This is a genomic window from Streptomyces sp. McG3 (genome assembly GCF_018619185.1).
Classification (GTDB): Bacteria; Actinomycetota; Actinomycetes; order Streptomycetales; family Streptomycetaceae; genus Streptomyces.
The window spans coordinates 1-17089 of record NZ_JAAXYC010000162.1 but is presented as its reverse complement, the minus strand read 5'-3'; the positions used below and the strand labels follow the sequence as shown (position 1 = coordinate 17089).

At 72.3% G+C, this 17089-nt stretch carries 16 protein-coding genes and 2 tRNA genes; 12 read left to right on the top strand and 6 right to left on the bottom strand.

The features are described from left to right. Positions 1-97: 97 nt before the first annotated feature. The 3 genes from HET64_RS23990 (at position 98) to HET64_RS23980 (ending at position 1458) form a co-directional block, all read left to right on the top strand. Positions 98-439 carry a hypothetical protein gene (locus HET64_RS23990; protein ID WP_097867676.1) on the top strand — a complete coding sequence of 114 codons (342 nt, stop codon included), beginning with the start codon at positions 98-100 and terminating at the stop codon, positions 437-439. A gap of 259 nt (positions 440-698) precedes the next feature. Beyond that, entirely contained in the window at positions 699-1394 is a 696-nt protein-coding gene (locus HET64_RS23985) for a bifunctional DNA primase/polymerase (protein WP_215108796.1), read from the top strand. Then, positions 1385-1458: transfer RNA gene (locus HET64_RS23980), tRNA-Lys, on the top strand. The genes HET64_RS23985 and HET64_RS23980 overlap by 10 nt, the downstream gene beginning before the upstream one ends. Positions 1459-1500: 42 nt before the next feature. Here the strand turns inward: HET64_RS23980 and HET64_RS23975 are convergent. Then, positions 1501-2790 (bottom strand): M6 family metalloprotease domain-containing protein, encoded by a 1290-nt coding sequence (locus tag HET64_RS23975; RefSeq protein ID WP_215108798.1) that lies wholly within the window; start codon positions 2788-2790, stop codon positions 1501-1503. 386 nt (positions 2791-3176) lie between these two features. Between HET64_RS23975 and HET64_RS23970 the strand changes: the two genes are divergently transcribed. After that, a complete protein-coding gene (locus tag HET64_RS23970; protein WP_215108794.1) occupies positions 3177-5162 on the top strand; it encodes a bifunctional diguanylate cyclase/phosphodiesterase in 1986 nt (661 codons plus the stop codon). A 91-nt stretch (positions 5163-5253) separates the two neighbouring features. Here HET64_RS23970 and HET64_RS23965 read toward each other — a convergent pair whose 3' ends face one another. Together HET64_RS23965 and HET64_RS23960 are read right to left on the bottom strand one after the other, a co-directional pair. Further along, complete coding sequence (locus HET64_RS23965; protein ID WP_215108792.1) at positions 5254-6420, bottom strand: LLM class flavin-dependent oxidoreductase; 1167 nt, start codon at positions 6418-6420, stop codon at positions 5254-5256. Positions 6421-6564: 144 nt separating this feature from the next. Continuing rightward, positions 6565-7329, bottom strand: coding sequence for a decarboxylase (locus HET64_RS23960; RefSeq protein ID WP_215108790.1), 765 nt, complete (start codon positions 7327-7329; stop codon positions 6565-6567). Between the two features lie 245 nt (positions 7330-7574). On the opposite strand from HET64_RS23960, the gene HET64_RS23955 reads away from it, so the two are divergent. The 8 genes from HET64_RS23955 (at position 7575) to HET64_RS23920 (ending at position 13647) form a co-directional block, all read left to right on the top strand. Beyond that, positions 7575-8549: a D-2-hydroxyacid dehydrogenase gene (locus HET64_RS23955; protein WP_215108788.1), complete on the top strand. Its 975-nt coding sequence runs from the start codon at positions 7575-7577 to the stop codon at positions 8547-8549. Between the two features lie 227 nt (positions 8550-8776). After that, positions 8777-9679: an ectoine/hydroxyectoine ABC transporter substrate-binding protein EhuB gene (gene ehuB / locus HET64_RS23950; RefSeq protein WP_215108786.1), complete on the top strand. Its 903-nt coding sequence runs from the start codon at positions 8777-8779 to the stop codon at positions 9677-9679. A gap of 18 nt (positions 9680-9697) precedes the next feature. Then, positions 9698-10429, top strand: a complete 732-nt coding sequence (gene ehuC / locus HET64_RS23945; RefSeq protein WP_215108784.1) for an ectoine/hydroxyectoine ABC transporter permease subunit EhuC — start codon at positions 9698-9700, stop codon at positions 10427-10429. Continuing rightward, positions 10426-11067: an ectoine/hydroxyectoine ABC transporter permease subunit EhuD gene (gene ehuD, locus HET64_RS23940; protein WP_215108782.1), complete on the top strand. Its 642-nt coding sequence runs from the start codon at positions 10426-10428 to the stop codon at positions 11065-11067. Before ehuC ends, ehuD begins: the two co-directional genes overlap by 4 nt. Continuing rightward, positions 11057-11914, top strand: coding sequence for an ectoine/hydroxyectoine ABC transporter ATP-binding protein EhuA (gene ehuA, locus HET64_RS23935; protein WP_215108780.1), 858 nt, complete (start codon positions 11057-11059; stop codon positions 11912-11914). The genes ehuD and ehuA overlap by 11 nt, the downstream gene beginning before the upstream one ends. Before the next feature lie 167 nt (positions 11915-12081). Continuing rightward, positions 12082-12840 (top strand): IclR family transcriptional regulator, encoded by a 759-nt coding sequence (locus HET64_RS23930; RefSeq protein WP_215108778.1) that lies wholly within the window; start codon positions 12082-12084, stop codon positions 12838-12840. Between the two features lie 66 nt (positions 12841-12906). Then, positions 12907-13461 (top strand): hypothetical protein, encoded by a 555-nt coding sequence (locus HET64_RS23925; protein WP_215108776.1) that lies wholly within the window; start codon positions 12907-12909, stop codon positions 13459-13461. A 112-nt stretch (positions 13462-13573) separates the two neighbouring features. Next, positions 13574-13647 (top strand) — tRNA-Lys (locus HET64_RS23920). A 56-nt stretch (positions 13648-13703) separates the two neighbouring features. On the opposite strand, the gene HET64_RS23915 is transcribed toward HET64_RS23920, so the two are convergent. From HET64_RS23915 to HET64_RS23905, 3 genes are all read right to left on the bottom strand, one after another. Further along, on the bottom strand, positions 13704-15356 hold the full coding sequence (locus HET64_RS23915; RefSeq protein WP_215108774.1) for an AMP-binding protein: 1653 nt from the start codon (positions 15354-15356) through the stop codon (positions 13704-13706). A 26-nt stretch (positions 15357-15382) separates the two neighbouring features. Further along, complete coding sequence (locus HET64_RS23910; RefSeq protein WP_215108772.1) at positions 15383-15973, bottom strand: lytic polysaccharide monooxygenase; 591 nt, start codon at positions 15971-15973, stop codon at positions 15383-15385. A gap of 235 nt (positions 15974-16208) precedes the next feature. Beyond that, the coding region (locus HET64_RS23905; protein WP_251145770.1) for an SPFH domain-containing protein at positions 16209-17089 on the bottom strand (881 nt) is incomplete at its 5' end.

The following is a 17089-nucleotide window of genomic DNA, read 5'->3' as shown; positions in this document are numbered from 1 at the left end:
CCCGCCGCACGCCCCGGCCCCCTTGCGCGGGGTTGGACAATGGAGGGTGGCCGTCCGGATCTTCCGGTCATCAGGTCGTCCGAGGGAGGAACACCACATGACACAGTCCGAGCGGAACGAACGGCAGCGGCTGCGCCCCGCGCCGCTGCTTTTCGAGCCGTCTCAGGCCACGGCGGATCCGGAGCACTTCTTCGACCTGGAGTCGGTGGAGGACCCCCGTGAGCTGCTGGCCCGTGCGACCGAGCTGACGCAGGCCTTCCGGGCGGCGACGGACCGGTCGGTGGAGTTCCAGGCGATGGCGGCGGCCCAGCTCGCCGACCCGCGCCGGTTCGACCGGCTGACCGCTGCGGACGTCGCGGAGCGCGCGGAGTGGACCGAGGACTACGCGAAGAAGATGATCGAGTTCGGCCGGTCGCTGCTGGACGCGCCCAGAGCCTGACCCACGGGGCATGTGGCCCCTACCCGGTGGCCCATGGGGCCCACGAGGCCGTTGGAGCTGGTGGGACCCATGATGCCGACGTGACCTGTGGGGGCGGACAGGGCCAGTGGGGCGGATGGGCAGAGGTGCCGGTACGCCAGGCCGGGGGTCAGGGCCCGTGGCATATTCCGGCGGGCAAGATACCCCTCCCCCTCCCGGCCTGTCCCGGTTTCCGGCAACTCTCGGAATCCTTTCCGTCACTCCCGGTAGACCTTGGTGCATGAGCGCATGGCTGAAAGACGAAACGACCCTGCAGGCCGGTGCCGCCCCGCACCACGGCGTCGACATCTTCGCCCTGCTGCGGGACCAGTCCGGCCCCCAGGCCGCACGGGTCACGGCGGCCGGCGCCGCCTGGCTGGCGGGGGCCGCCCCGTATCCGCGCAGCACGCTCGCCCACTGGGAGGAGCGCCCCAAGGCTCCCGGAGTGCTCCCCTGCGGTTCCGCCTTCGATGTCGTGAACGTGCCGGCGCTGTTCGGGCGGCGGATGCTGGAGCAGCTCTGGGCCGAGGGGCCCGGCTCCGGTCCGGTCGCCACGCACCGGGGCCGGATGCTGCTGTTCGCCGCCCCCGGAACGGCCCAGCGGCTGCCCTCGCTGCTCGCCTGGGAGGAGTGGGGAACCAGCGGTTCCGGGGGCGCCGAAGACTCCGGGAAGCAGCGCGGCACGGTGCCGCCCCTGCTCTGTCACGGCACCGGCGACGCCGTGACCGTACCGCCGCTGACCTGCGCGTCGTCCGAGAGCGGGCCGCGTTGGGTGGTCGCCCCCGACACCCGTAATCCATGGCTCCCGGGCCCCGATGTGCTGCTCTGGGCATGTGTGCGGGTGAGCCGGTCCGCACCGTCCCCGGGTGCCGCGCATTCGATTTTTCCTCGGGCGGATCAGGGTGCTAATGTCTACGACGTCACCAGGCGCCGTTAGCTCAGTTGGTTAGAGCAGCTGACTCTTAATCAGCGGGTCCGGGGTTCGAGTCCCTGACGGCGCACAGACGGAAGTAGCCCCCCGCGGAAGCGGGGGGCTTCTTCGTTCACCCGCGTGCGGCGAGGCCCTCCCCGGGGCTCCCCGCGGGGCTGTTCCGGACGCCGGTGGTGATCCGTACGGTCCAGGAGCCGGACGGGGTGCGGTCGGCGACCTCGACGCGGGTGTCGTCGCCCGGCACGGTGAAGGTCTCCCCGACGGCGAGCGGGGCGTCGGCCAGCGGCGGGTAGACCGAACGGTCCCAGCAGGCCCCGGTGTCCGGGTGGGTGTCGACCACCTCGACGGGCCCGCCGCCGGAAGCCGTCTCGCTGCGGACCCGGTAGATCAGGATGCCCTCCGCGCAGGTGTCCCGGTCGTTCCCGGTGGCGCTGCGGGCCTCGATGGCCAGGACGCTGCCGGCACCGGTGCGGACGACGGCGAGCCGGGTCCCGATCGACCCGCCGGGGACCGGGGCGGCGGCGACCGGTTCGAGGGTGAGGTCGGCCGAGCCCTGGACGCAGACGACCTGGCGCCCGCCGAGCCAGCCGAGCTTCCACTTGTGCCAGCCGAACAGGTCCGGGGCGAGGCCGAACTGGCTGCCCATGACGTCCCAGTCGCCGACGTGGGTGTCCCAGTCGCCCTTGCCGTCGGTGGGCCGGTGGTAGAGGTCGGCGAGGTCGAAGACATGTCCGGTCTCGTGGGCGAGGACGTTGCGGTCGGGCGGGTGCTGTTCGAAGACGGTGACGACCCGCCGGATGTCGCTGTCGTCGGCGCGCATCGGCAGGTCGAAGTTGACGACCTTGGTGGCGTCGGAGTCGACACCGGGGGCGTCCGGGTCGGCCACCAGGTAGACGACGTCGTACCGGGAGAAGTCCACGTCCGGGTCGGCGGCGTCGATGGCGTCGCGCAGGTAGGCGGTCCGCCGCTCGGCGTTCCAGTCACGCTCTATGCCGTACCAGGTGGAGTCGCGCGGCATCTGCGTCCAGGTCCGCTGCGGATGGGGGCGCAGGGTGAACCGGCCATAGCTGGCGCGCTCGAAGAAGCGGGTCGTGGCGGGGAAGTGGTCGGCGGTGAGCGCCTCGGGGGTGAGCGTGGGCTCGGAGTCCGGGAAGGACAGGAAGATCATGACCGCGTCGAGCCCCCGGTCGGGGCGCGGGTACGCCGTGTTCCAGGTGTTCAGGCCGAGCGAGTGGTGCGCCGCCGTCCGGGGCAGGGCGCAGGGGGTGGCGTCCTCCATGGCGGCCGCGGCGGGGCCCGCGACGAGGGACGTGGCGGCGAGCGCCAGGAGGGAGGTGGCGGCGGCGGCCAGACTGCGCAGTGGCGGCCGTTCCGCTCCCCCGGGTTCGCGACGGCACGGCACATCGACCTCCGGGTGGGGAAACACGGTCCATCCCGTCCACCCTGTGCCGCTTCACCACGCCACGCCCTGTTGTGCTGCCCCACACGGGTCAGCGGTCAAAATCGCCACCCACACCTTCACAGAACGTCACCGTCGGCCATTCAGGCCATCCGATGAAACAGATCCGCACAGAATTGATCAGGATCGGGCAAAGCGGAACGCCCCCTCCCGTCACCTCGCGGACCCGCGCGATGGCCCGGACCGGACGGTGAGCTGGAACGCCCGACGCGGCACCCTCTATGCTTCACCACGCTTTCCCGCGTGGAACGGGCCCGTTCACGGGACCGCCACCCGGTGGCCAGTCCGACCCCACCAGTTCACGACGACCTTCACAGCGGGAGCGAGCGGTGAGCGGAACCTCCGAAGGGCCGAGCGCCCCGGCAGGCACGGCCTCCGGCGTGCCCCCCGCGCCGGTCACGGAGCGTCATACGACGGCGATGGACCCCACGGTCATGGACCCACCGGTCGCGGACCCGCCGGCCATGGACCCACCGGTCGCGGACCCGCCGGTCACGGACCCGGCGGCAGGGAACCCGGGCGACGCGGCCCCGCCCCCCGCCGACGGCGGTCCCAGCGCCTCCGAACTGCGCGACTACCGGGCCGCCTTCAACGCCGCCACGCTCCCCATGGGCGTCGTCGACGGCCGGGGCCACGTCGTGCGGGCCAACGAGGCGCTCGGCGGGCTCCTGGGCACCGCGGCGGCGGTCCTCGCCGGGCGGCAGGCGAGCGAGCTGCTCGACCTCGCGTCCGACGACCGCACCTGGCACGCCTACCGCGAGGTCCTGCTGGGCCGCCGCTCCCGGTTCCGCTGCACCCGCCGCCTCAAGCACCCCGACGGGCGCTCCCTGTGGGCCGAGATCACCGTCGTGCCGATGACCGGAGCGTCGGCGGCGGAGCCCGCCCGGGTCCTGCTGACGGTCGCGGACGTCAGCGACCGGCGCGAGCTCCAGGAGCGGCTGCGCCACCTCCAGATGCACGACCCGGTGACCCGGCTGCCCAACCGGACGCTGTTCTTCGAGCGCCTCGCCTCGGCCCTGGAGACCCCGCCGTACCAGGACGACTCGATGCCGCCGCGGCAGCACGCCCGGATCGGGCTCTGCTACCTGGACCTGGACGGCTTCAAGGCGATCAACGACACCCTGGGGCACCGGACCGGGGACCGGCTGCTGGCCGCCGTCGCCGCGCGGCTCACCGACTGCGCCGAGAACGACGCCTCACGCCATCCCGGCGGCAGCCGGCTGGTGGCGCGCCTGGGCGGCGACGAGTTCGCGATCTTGGTCGAGGACTCGGCGGGCACGGAGGAACTCGCCGAGCTGGCCCGCTCGGTCCTCGCCGCGCTCCAGCAGCCGTTCGACCTCGCCGGACAGCGACTTTCGGTCTCCGCGTCGATCGGGGTGGTCGAACGGACCGCGGCGGGCACCTCGCCCACCGGTCTGATGCAGGCCGCCGACACCACGCTGTACTGGGCGAAGGCGGACGGCAAGGCCCGCTGGACCCTGTTCGACCCCGAGCGCAACGCCCACCGCATGACCCGGCAGTCCCTCTCCTCCACGCTCCGGCCCGCCGTGGAACGCGGCGAGTTCACGCTGGAGTACCAGCCGTTGGTCGGGATGGCGGACGGGGTGCTGCGCGGCGTCGAGGCGCTGGTGCGCTGGAACCATCCGCAGTTCGGCGTGCTGCCGCCGAATCGGTTCGTCCAGATCGCCGAGGAGGACGGCTCGATCGTCCAGCTCGGGCGGTGGGTGCTGCGCACCGCGTGCCGGCAGGCGCGGCGCTGGCAGCTGGACCACCCGGACGAGCCGCCGCTGTTCATCAGCGTCAACGTCGCCGTACGGCAGGTCTGGGACTCCGACCTGGTGGCCGACGTGGCGCAGATCCTGGCGGAGACCGGGCTCGCCCCCGGGCTGCTCCAGCTGGAGCTGACCGAGTCGGCGGTGATGGGCTCCGGGGGCCGCCCGCTGCGAGCGCTCCAGGCGCTGAGCGACATGGGCGTACGGATCGCCATCGACGACTTCGGGACGGGCTATTCGAACCTCGCCTACCTCAGCCGGCTGCCCGTCTCGGTGCTGAAGCTGGACGGCGCGTTCGTGAAGGGCTTCCGGTACGAGGACGGTACGCATCCCAGCCCCGCCGACGAGACGATCGTGGAGGCCATGGTGCAGCTGGCGCACCGCCTGGGCCTGACCGTCACCGCGGAGTGCGTGGAGACGGCCGGGCAGGCGGAGCGGCTGCGGCGGATCGGCTGCGACACCGGGCAGGGCTGGCTGTACTCACGGGCCGTGGCGCCGGAGCAGATCGCCGGGCTGATCGGGTCCCGGCCGCTGGAGGGCTGAGCGGGACCGGTCGGGTCCCGGCCGCTGGAGGGCCGACGCTCCCCGCGCCACCGGCCCCGGCCTCACCCGGCCGGCCGGGACCCCGCACGGTCTACGGAGCGGTCGGCAGGCCGTACGCGTCCGCGATCAGGTCGTAGCTGCGCAGCCGGGCCTCGCCGCCGTGCGCGTTGGCGGTGATCATCAGCTCGTCGGCGCCGGTCCGCTTGGCCAGGTCGTCGAGGCCGCCGCGGACCTCGTCGGCGGTGCCGTGGATCACGTTGGCGAGCCAGCCGTCGACGAACTCCCGCTCCATCGGGGAGAAGTCGTACGCCGCCGCCTCCTCGGGGCTGGGAATCAGCCCCGGGCGGCCGGTGCGCAGCCGGACCATGGACAGGGCGCCGGTCAGCACCTGGCGGCGGGCCTCGCGCTCGTCGTCGGCGGCCAGCGCCGAGACCCCGATCGCGGCGTACGGGGCGTCCAGCACGGCGGAGGGCCGGAAGGACTCGCGGTAGAGGTCGAGCGCGGGGATGGTGTTCTGCGCCGAGAAGTGGTGCGCGAAGGCGAACGGCAGCCCCAGCGTACCGGCCAGCCGCGCGCTGAAGCCGGAGGAGCCCAGCAGCCAGACCGGCGGCCGGTGCGCGGACTGCACGCCGCCGGGGGCGGTCGCCTGGACCGGGCCCGGCACGGCGTGGATCCGGGCGTAGGGGTGGCCGTCGGGGAAGTCGTCGTCCAGGAAGCGGATCAGCTCCATGAGCTGCTGCGGGAAGTCGTCGGCCCCTTCGTTGAGCCGGTCGCTGCGGCGCAGGGCCGCCGCCGTCGCGCCGTCGGTGCCCGGGGCCCGGCCGAGGCCGAGGTCGACCCGGCCCGGGGCCATCGCCTCCAGGGTGCCGAACTGCTCGGCGATCACCAGCGGCGCGTGGTTGGGCAGCATCACTCCGCCGGAGCCGAGCCGGATGCGCTCGGTGTGGGCGGCGATGTGCGCCAGGATCACGGCCGGGGAGGACGAGGCGACCCCGGGCATGGAGTGGTGTTCGGCGACCCAGAAGCGGTGGAAGCCACGGCTCTCGGTGAGCTTCGCGATGTCCACGCTGGTGCGCAGGGCCTGGGTCGCGGTGCGGCCCTGGCCGACGGTGACCAGATCGAGCACGGACAGCGGAACGGCGGCCGTTCCGGCTGCGGTGCCCCGGATCCCGTCGGCGTCGGCCGGGCCGCCGATCGCGCCCCCGGTCGCGTCACCCCTCGTGTCGCTGCGGGTCTCGTCGCCTCGGATCTCGTCCACGTGTCGGCCTCTCCCGGTGCTGCTGTCGTACGGCTCTGTATCGGAGGGGTGCAACAGGAGGATGGCTCCGCTTATTCCCGCACATCACCCGGGGCCCCGCGTCCCGACGTCCGGGCGCCACGCCCCGGCGACCGGACGGCGAGGCTACTCCCGTACCTCGATGCCCTTCGGCTCCAGCGACCTCAGTACCGGCTCACGGGTGGCGAACAGGGTGCCCAGCATGGGGGCCCACGTCCGGCGGTCGGTGAGGCGCAGCCCCTCCCACACCGTGACCTGGTTCGCCGTGAGGACGGGCTTGCCGAGCAGTTCCTCCAGCTCGGGGACGTACGCGGCGGTGTGCAGGGAGGTGTCCGGGATCAGCACCACCTCGGCGTCCGGGTGGTCGGCCTCCCGTGCCAGCTCCTTCACCCGCTCCGGGACCCAGGCCCCGGCCTCGGCCGAGGAGGCGGCCCCGCCGGACGCGGCGGCCACCACCTCGACGCCCGCCGACGCCAGGAACTCCGCGAAGAGCCCGGTGACGTCCTCGGGGTAGGGGGAGGCGACGGCGACCCGGCCGGCGCCCAGCTCCCGCACCGCGTGGACAAAGCCGATCGAGGTGCTGGAGGCGGGCAGGCCCGCGCTCCGGGCGAGTGCGGCGACCTGCTCGTGGGCGCCCTCCCAGCCCTGCCCGAAGCTGCCGCCGCTGGAGGCCCACAGCAGCGCCTCGGCCCCGGCGAGCCGCAGCTCCTCGACGCCCTCGGCGATCCGGGCGGCCTCGCCCTGCTCGCGCAGCGCGTCGGCGCGGTAGGCGTCCTCCCCCGGCTCGGTGGAGAACAGGGGCAGCCGGATGTCGGTGTCGAGCAGGATCTCGGTCCGTGGGAAGTCGTCCTCGGCGGCGTGGCCCGGGTAGAGAAGTCCTACGGTCGTCATGTCCACCCTTCCTGTGCGTCGACGGCTCGCCGCACGGTGGGCGACCCCGTTACGGGGTCGCCGCGGGCCCTCCGGACGCTCCGGCGGCCGTGACCGCGCGACCGGTCACTCTTGCCCCGACTTGTTCCCAGTATTCCCCCGGGCGAGCACCTGGGCGCGCGGCCGGGCCTCGTTGACGGAGGGGGAGCCTGCTGCGAGCGTGGGCGGATCCGTACGTCCACTCCGTCACGGAGGGCTGACCAGCGATGCCGGATCCCGTCCTGCTCGTCCTCGACGCCGCGCCCTCCCCGCGGCTCGGCCGGCTGACCGGCCGGGTGGAGCTGCGGCACGCGGACGCCTCCTCGCTCGCCGGGCTGCTCCCGGCCGCCGACGTCCTGCTCGTGTGGGACCTGGCGTCCGACGCGGTACGGAAGGCCTGGCCCGGACCGGGGGCGCGGCCGCGCTGGGTGCACACGGCGAGCGCGGGCGTGGACCGGCTGCTCTGCCCGGAGCTGGTCGCGTCCGACACCGTCCTCACCAACGCGCGGGGCGTCTTCGAGCGGCCGGTCGCGGAGTGCGTGGCGGGTCTGGTGCTGGCCTTCGCCACGGATCTCCCCGGCGTCCTGGAGTGCCGGCGGCAGGGGCGCCCGCACGACCGCGAGGGGCAGCGGGTCGCCGGTTCGCGGGCGCTGGTCGTGGGCGCGGGGCCGATCGGCCGGGAGGTCACCCGGCTGCTGCACGGCCTGGGGCTCACGGTGGCGCTGGTGGGGCGGACGGCCCGGCGCACGATCCACGGGGTGGCGGATCTGGACCGGCTGGCCGCGCGGGCGGACTGGGTGATCGCGGCGGTCCCGCTCACGGAGTCGACGCGCGGGATGTTCGACAGCCGCTTCTTCGGGCTGCTCCAGCCGTCGTCTCGGTTCATCGGAGCGGGGCGCGCGGCGACGGTGGTCGAGGCCGACCTGGTGGACGCGCTGAACCGCCGCTGGCTCGCGGGGGCGGCGCTCAGCACCTTCCAGGAGGAGACACCGGTCCCCGGGAGCCCGTTGTGGGACGCCCCGGGGCTCGTCCTGACACCGGCCCTGGGCGGGAACACCGCGGGCTGGCGGGACCGGCTGGGTGAGCGCTTCGTGGCGATGTACGAACAGTGGTCGCACGGCCTGCCGTTGCCGAACACGGTGGACAAGGAGCTCGGTTACGTTCCGTCGACCGACTTCCCCGAGGACCGCCCCGTACGCTGACGCGCCGCACGGAGTGACCGGCTTCGCACTGACTCGCCGTCATGAATTCCTCGCCACCGGGGAACACGCCCCGCACTCCCCCGGTCGCACTCTGCCCCGTTCGGGCACGGGAAGGTCACCTTCCGGCCACTGTTGGGTTACATGACCCCGGCCTCCTGCATAGACGTACGGGATCGGGCAGGCGCTCACCCTGTCCGGACTGTTCGACCTCCAGGAGATTGCGAACCATGGCTGAATTCCCGAACCTGTCCCGCCGGGGTTTCCTCAACGGATCGGCGGCCGTGGGCGGCCTGCTCGTCGTTCCCGGCCTCCTCAGCGCGTGCAGCAAGACCGACTCCGGATCCGCGACCGGCGAGGGCGCCCTGGACAAGCTCCGCAAGCAGGGCTTCGTACGGGTGGCCTACGCGAACGAGGCCCCGTACGGGTACCTGGAGGGCAAGGAGCTCAAGGGCGAGGCCCCGACGCTGCACCGGGAGATCTTCAAGGCGCTCGGGGTGGACGAGCTGAAGCCGACGCTCTCCGAGTGGGACGGGCTGATCCCCGGACTCCAAGCAGGGAAGTACGACGTGGTCAGCGCGGGCATGGCCATCACCCCGGAGCGCTGCGGCAACGCGATCTTCTCCGAGCCGGAGTTCATCTCGCCGACCGCGCTGATGGTGAAGAAGGGCAACCCGAAGAAGATCACCGATCTGGCCTCCGCGAAGGAGGCGGGGATCACCGTCGGCGTGATGTCGGGTGCGGTCGAGGGCAGTTACGCCAAGGGCGCCGGCATAGCCGAGGACAAGATCAAGACGCTGCAGAAGCCGCAGGACGGGGCCGACGCCGTCAAGGGCGGCCGGGTCGACGCCTTCCTGCTCACCGGCATCTCGCTGCGCTGGCTGGCGAAGACCAACCCGGACACCGAGGTCACCGAGGCGTTCGTGCCGCAGCTGGACGGCAAGGAGCAGTTCTCCCCCGGCGGCGCGGTCTTCCGCAAGGGCAACGAGGATCTGCGGGACTCCTTCAACCGCGAGCTGAAGAAGATCGTGTCGGACCGCTCCCGCTATGTGCAGCTGCTGGAGCCGTACGGGTTCGGGGAGACGGAGATCCCGCCCGCCGACCTGAAGACCGCGGATCTGTGCAAGGGCTGACGGGGCGGACGCGCACGCATGAGTGACTTCTTCTCCCTCCTCGTCGAGGAGTTCCCCCGGGTCCGCTCGGGCCTGTGGGTGACGCTCCAGGCCACGGTCCTGGGCGCGCTGCTGGCCGGGGTGCTGGCCTTCGCGCTCGGGCTGATGGCGGGCAGCCGGCTGCTCCTGGCCCGGGGGGTCTCCCGGGTGGTCGTGGAGTTCTTCCGGGGCACCTCCCTCTACATCCAGCTGTTCTGGCTCTACTACGCGATGCCGCTGCTGACCGGCTACGAACTGACCCCGGTCGTCTGCGGCGTGGTCGCGTTCGGCCTCAACTTCGGCGCCTACGGGGCCGAAGTGGTGCGGGGCGCCGTCAACTCCGTACCGCGCGGCCAGTACGAGGCGGCGATCGCGCTCAACCTGAGCCCGTCCAGGCGGCTGTGGAAGGTGATCCTGCCCCAGGCCTGGGTGCAGATGATCCCGAGCTTCACCAATCTGCTGATCCAGCTGCTGAAGGCGACCCCGCTGCTGTGGCTGATCTCCGCCGCCGATCTGATGACCGTGATCCAGCAGCTGCGCGACCGCACCGGTGAGACCCTCACCGCCTATCTGACCCTGCTGGCCGCCTACTTCGTCCTGGCGTACGCGCTGACGATGCTGATGAATCTGCTGGAGCGGAGCGCCAAGCGGCGGCTCGGCCTGGACACCGGCGCGAAGAGCCTGTTCAAGAGCCGCAGCGCGGCCACGACCACCGTGGGAGGTACCCGGTGAACGGCTTCGACTGGAACGCCGTCGGGGAGTCCCTGCCCCTCCTCCTGGAGGGGTTCAAGGTCACCCTGCTCGCCACGGTGCTCGGCACCCTGGTGGCGGCCGTGCTGGGACTGGTCGTCGCGATGACCGGGCGCGCGCCCAGCAAGTTCGTGACGGTCCCGGTGCGGCTCGTCACGGAGTTCGTCCGCTCCACCCCGCTGCTGGTCCAACTGGTCGGGGCGGCGGCCCTGTTCAACACGGTGGAGCCGCTCTACATCGGCATCACCGTGCTGGGCGTCCACTACGCCGCGTACACCTCCGAGGTCTACCGGGCCGGGATCGACGGGGTGCCGAAGGGCCAGTGGGAGGCGTGCCGCGCGCTGTCGCTGTCGCCCCGGCGCACCTGGCAGGCCGTGATCCTGCCGCAGGCGGTGCGCAACGTGCTGCCCGCGCTCGGGAACTACGCGATCTCGATGTTCAAGGAGACGCCGTTCCTCGCCGTGATCACGGTGCAGGAGATGGTCTTCGAGGCCCGGAAGTACGGGGCCGAGCAGTTCGCGTACACCGAGGTGTTCACCCTCGCGGGCCTGATCTTCCTGGTCGCGAGCTACCCCACGTCGCTGTTGATGAGAAAGCTGGAGAAGCGCCTTGGCCACTGAACCCCTCCCCCTGAAGAAGACGGAGTCGCCGGGACCGGCCGCAGCCCCCGAGGACGCCGCCCCGGCCACCGCGCGCACGGGCGAGCCGCTGGTGCGGTTCGACAAGGTGGTGAAGCGCTACGGCGACCATGTGGTCCTGGACGAACTGGACTTCACCGTGGACCGCGGCGAGCACGTCACCCTGATCGGGCCCAGCGGCTCGGGCAAGACCACGATCCTGCGGCTGCTGATGACGCTGGAGAAGATCAGCGGCGGGGTGATCTGGGTCGACGGCTCCCCGCTGTCCCACGTCCGCGCCCCGGACGGTTCGCTGAAGCCCGCGGGCGAGAAGCAGTTGCGCGAGTCCCGGAAGAAGATCGGGATGGTCTTCCAGCAGTTCAACCTCTTCCCGAACATGAAGGTGATCGAGAACATCACCGAGGCCCCGGTCAGCGTGCTCGGCAGGAGCCGCGAGGAGGCCGAGGTGCGGGCCCGGGAGCTGCTGGACCTGGTCGGCCTCTCCGCCAAGGTCAACGCCCATCCCTCACAGCTCTCCGGCGGACAGCAGCAGCGGGTCGCCATCGCCCGCGCCCTGGCCATGGAGCCGGAGATCCTGCTCCTGGACGAGGTGACGTCGGCGCTCGACCCGGAGCTGGTGGCGGGCGTGCTGGAGCTACTGGGGGACATCGCCCGGAACACCGACATCACCATGCTCTGCGTGACCCACGAGATGAACTTCGCCCGGGACGTCTCGGAGAAGGTGCTGATGTTCGACGCGGGACGGGTCGTGGAGGCCGGATCCCCGGAAAAAATCTTCTCCGATCCGTCACACGAACGTACGCGCGAGTTCCTCAACGCGGTGCTGTGACCTCGCAGTTGAGGTTCCGCCCATGACGCTGGCATATGCCAGACGGGTGCGCCCCAGTTGACAGCTCCGGGGCGCGCCCACCGACCCGTCAACTGCCGCCCCGCAGGGGCCTTCCGGCGGCTATCGTGGGGCGAAAGCTTGCGGTCACAACCTGGTAGGGGGACACCGTGGCGTTGAAGCCCGAGCCGACCGCGCCGTTCCATTCGGTGCAGTACGCCCTGCGCGTGCTCGAAACGGTTTCCCAGCACGGCAACGGCGTGACCGATGCCCGGATCTCCCGCGAGACGGGGCTGCCGACCGGCCACCTCGCCTCCCTGCTCCTCACCCTGCGCCGCGAGGGTTATGTGGAGCAGATCAGCGACGGCGCGTACGTCATCGGCGCCTCGCTGCTGCTGCTCGGCTCCGGGGCGGCCCGCCGCCAGGCCCTGGAGGACCGCCTCCAGCACACCCTGGCCGAGCTGCGCGACTCCGTCGGCGCGGCGATCTATCTCAGCCGGTACGTCGACGGAGAGATCAGCGTGACGCAGGTCGCGGACGGGCCGCTGACACCGGCGGTCAACGAGTGGGTGGACTTCCGCTCCTCCGCGCACGCCAGCGCGGTCGGCAAGTGCCTGCTGGCCCAGCTCGACCACGACGGGCGGCGCGACCACATCTCCCGGCACCGGACGGCCCGGCTCACCTCACGGACGATCACCAGCGAGAAGATCCTCTTCTCCCAGCTGGACGCCCAGTCGGCCACGGTCCCGGTGCTGGACCTCCAGGAGTACGCGGTGGGCACCGTGTGCGCGGCCGTGCCGCTGACGGCCGGCTCCACCGCGGGCTGCCTCGCCCTGTCACTGCCGATCGAGGACGCGCACCGGCTGCGGGAGGCGGCCGACACTCTCAGCCGCCGGGCGGCGCCGGTTCTGCTGTCGCTGGCGCTGTAGCGGGCGGACCGGTGCGCACGCTGGAGCGGCCGGGGGCCGGTGCGCACGGACGGTAGCGTCACCGTCATGTACGCACCGATTCCCGCGCTGAACCTCCTCAAGGAGTTCGAGGACGGCGTCGACGGCTTCTTCGCGCCCGGCTTCGAGCTGATCGCCTTCGGCGAGGACGACGGCGGCTACCCGCCGCTCTCCGACCGGATCCGCCCCTTCGCCCAGGCCACCGGCTCGGGCTCGACGTACGCGATCTGGCTGCTGGACGACCGCGCCGACCTCGCCACGCTGCCCGTGCTCCTCCTGGGGGACGAGGGAGGCGTCCATGTCGTCGCCCGCGATCTGCCCGAGCTGCTGCGCGTCCTCGCCTCCGGCTGGTCCCCGATGTGCGGCTGGGACGACGTGGACTACTACGACGAGCACGAGGCGGGCGGGGACGAGGAGGACGGGTACGACCCCTGCCCACGGAACCCCGTATTCCGGGCCTGGCTGCGCGAGCGCTTCGGCCTGGAGGCCGCCGAGGACCCGAACGAGATCGTCCGTGCGGCCGGGGCCGAGCTGGGGGACGCCTTCGCCGCCTGGATCGGTCCGCTGGTCCCGGACGCGGCCGCCGCCCGCGGGACGGAGTAGGGGCACGGGACGGCGGCCTCGTGCGGGGCCCCTCCCAGGGCCTCGGGAAAGCGGGGCGACGAGGGGTGTCATCAGCACTCATCCGGACCAGGTATTATTTTCGAGTCAGCAGGCGCCGTTAGCTCAGTTGGTTAGAGCAGCTGACTCTTAATCAGCGGGTCCGGGGTTCGAGTCCCTGACGGCGCACGACACGCAGTGGGCGGTCTCCTTCACGGAGGCCGCCCATTGTGCGTTCTCCCTGGTCAGAGCGGTCTGCCGTGCTCGGCGTACCGGGCGAGCAGGGCCCCCAGGCCCTCGGCGTCGAGCGGCGCGTACGAGCCGTCGCCGGCCGGGTCCCACCAGACCGGGCCGGCGCAGCGGAAGCCCTCCCGGCGGAGCGCCACCCGGTGGATCTTGTTCGTCGCGGTGACCGGCATCCGGTCGAGGATCCGGACGAACCGGGGCGCCATCTTCGTCCCCAGGTCCGGCTGGGCGCGCAGGAACGCGGTGAAGGCCGCCGGGTCGAAGACCGATCCCGCCCGGAGCGCCAGGGCTGCCATCACCTGATCGCCGGTGACCGGGTCCGGGACCGCGTAGACGGCGGTGGCGGCCGCCTCCTCCCAGCGGGCCAGGATGTGCTCGATCGTCGCGGCGGCCAGGTTCTCGCTGTCGACGCGGAGCCGGTCGTCGGTGCGGCCGGCGAAGTAGAGGAAGCCGTCGGCGTCCCGGTAGAAGAGGTCCCCGGTCCAGTACCAGCCGAGGCGGGCCCGCTCCGCGTCCGCCTCCGGGTTGCGCCAGTAGCCCTCGAAGGGCGTCGGGCCCCGGTTGACCAACTCGCCGATGGCCTCGTCCCCGTTGAGCAGCCGCCCGCCCGGGCCGAAGCGGGCCGGGACCCGCTCCTCACCGGTCTCCGGGTCGACGACGGCCAGGTCGTCGGCGGGGGCGGCCCGGCCGATCGCACCCGGCGGGGCGCCGGGGGTGCGCTGGATGGCGGCGCCGCCCTCGGAGGAGCCGTATCCCTCGACGAGCCGCACCCCGAACCGTTCCCGGAACCGGGCCGCGTCCACCGCCCCTGCCTCGGTGCCGAAGCCCAGGCGCAGCGGGTGGTCCCGGTCGTCGGGGCGCTCGGGGGTGGCCAGCAGATACTGCACGGCCCTCCCGACGTAGGTGAAGTACGTCGCCCCGTAGGCGCGTACGTCGTCGAGGAAGGCGGAGGCGGAGAAGCGGGGGCGCAGCGCTATCGCGGCTCCGGCGGCCAGGGCGGGGGCCCAGTCGGCGAGGACCGCGTTGCCGTGGAACATCGGCATGCAGATGTAGTGGACGTCGTCCGGCCGCACGCCGAAGTGTCCGGCGAGGGACGCGCCGGCCCCCGCGAGCCGGCCCTGGGTACAGATCGCGGCCTTGGGCGCGCCGGTGGAGCCGGAGGTGAAGTAGAGGAGCATGCGGCTGTCGGGGCCGACCGGGGCGACGACGGCGTCGCCGGGATGCGCGCCGGCGTAGGGGGCGAGCAGGGCGGCGTACGCCTCGGTGTCGGTGACCAGGACCCGTACGCCCGGCAGCTCCAGGCCGTCGAGGAGCGGCAGATGGGCGCGCTCGGTGATCAGGACCGGGGCCTCGGTGTGCAGGATGTCGCGGGCCAGCTCGGGGCCGCGACGGGTCGGGTTGATCCCCGCGACGGCGGCCCCGGCCAGGGCCGCCGCGCTGAGCCACAGCGGGAACTCGGGGGTGTTGTCCAGCAGTACGCCGAGATGCGGCTCACCGCCTCGCGGAAGAAGGTCCGCGAGGAGCGCCGCCCGTGCGGCGGCGCCCTCGACCACCTGGTGATGACTGAGCACGGTGGGGCCGTGCTTCAGGGCGGGCCGGTGGTCACCCCATTGACGTCGTACGAGTTCCGCGACGGTGCCGGTACCTCTCATGGCGCCGCACGATAACTGAAGGAGCGTCAGAACTTAATGTCGGAGCAGGCGTAGAAAGCGTTCTGCGTGTCCGCCACGTTCCACACGGCGAGCACGATGTGCTTGCCGGTCTTCTGGGTGGGGATCGTGCCCTGGTGGGTCAGGGTGGCCGGCGGCTGCTGGTTCCCGTAGGGCACGGTCATGAAGGGCTGCGATTCGAGCGCGGCCCGGGTGAGCGGCTTGGTGGAGTCCCAGCCGTTCTTGGTGATGTAGTAGCGGAAGTCGCTGGTGGAGTGGCGGGCGGTGAACTGCCAGCGGAAGCTGTAGCCCTGTCCGCCGGTGACCTGGGTGGCGGGCCAGTTGCCGCCACGCGGGTCGTCGAGCTGGGCGAACTGCCCGTTGCCACCGGAGCAGATCTTGCCGTCCGCCGGTCCTGCCGCCGGGAAGCCCTTGAGCCCCTCGACGCTCTGCGGCTCCCACTGGATGTTGCCGCAGCCGGTCACCGTGCCGTTGGCACAGAGCTTCTGACGGCTGATCGGGGAGTCCGTGTAGCCGTGGCTGCTGGCGCTCGTGGTCGCGAGCACCGAGACGCCCGCTATCGCCAGACCGATCACGGCCGCGCTTGCCTTTTTCCGCATGGGCTGTCGCTCCTCTAGAACGTGGGGGAGGTTCCATGAGCATTGCTCGACTGCTGCGCGCTTGGTGCGTGGTGCTGTGCATGCGAGGTACTGCGGTCTAGACCAAGTCTTAGATTATTGACGCGACGTGAACATGTCCAGACCAATGGGGGGGTCATATTCCAGCGGGCGGACGGACTGCCCCGGACCGCCCCCGCACCCCTCTCCGACCTCGCCCGGCACTCCCCCGGGCGGCTCAGGCCCCGTCTCCTCCCCCGCTGCGACCGGTGTAGAAGGCGACGGTCAAGTCCTTGACGAGCGCCTTGCGTTCGTAGTCGTCGAGTTCGACGATGCCGCGCGTGGTGAGCCGGTTGACCGTGTCGTCGACCGCGTCCACCACGGAAGTGAGCACGCTGTCCCGGTGCTTGGAGTCGATCGCGGCGATCCGCCGCCGCTGCATCGCCGCCGCGACCTCGGGGGCGTACTCGATGCCGGTCGGCTGCGCCGAGTACACCTCCACGCCCACGGGTTCGCAGTCCGCCTTCAGCATCCGCGTCAGGGCGTCGCCGACCGCCTCCGCGTCGCGCAGGCTCGGGGCGTCCTCGTGGAACGCGTCGGCGGGCAGCTGCGAGAGGACCCGGGCCATCGCGGCCTCGACCTGTGCGCTCAGGTACGCCTCGTGGTCCTCGATGCCGAGGACGGCCCGGACCGTGTCGTCGATCCGCCACACCACGAGGACGACCACGCGCAGCGCGGTGCCGTTCGCGTCGACGGCGGGCAGCGGCTCGCTGCGCCAGTGCCGCAGCCGTACGTCGACGCGGCGGCGCAGCAGCAGGGGCGAGACCCAGACGAGGCCGGTGCGCCGGACGCTGCCCCGGTAGTCGCCGAAGAGCGTCAGCACCCACGCGTAGCCGACCCGGCCCCGGCCGAGGCCGCCGAGTGCGAGGAGCACCACGGTGGCGAGGAGGGCGAGCAGGGCCCAGGTGCCGAAGCCGATGCCGAGGTCGGCCCGGGGGGCGAGGCCGACGGCCTTCTCCCAGGCGGCGGGCAGCGCGCCGCGCCACCACAGAGCAGCCAGTCCGCCGGCGATTCCGGCCGCGCCGACGAGGAGGGCGGCGGAGCCGGGCAGGGCGGGGC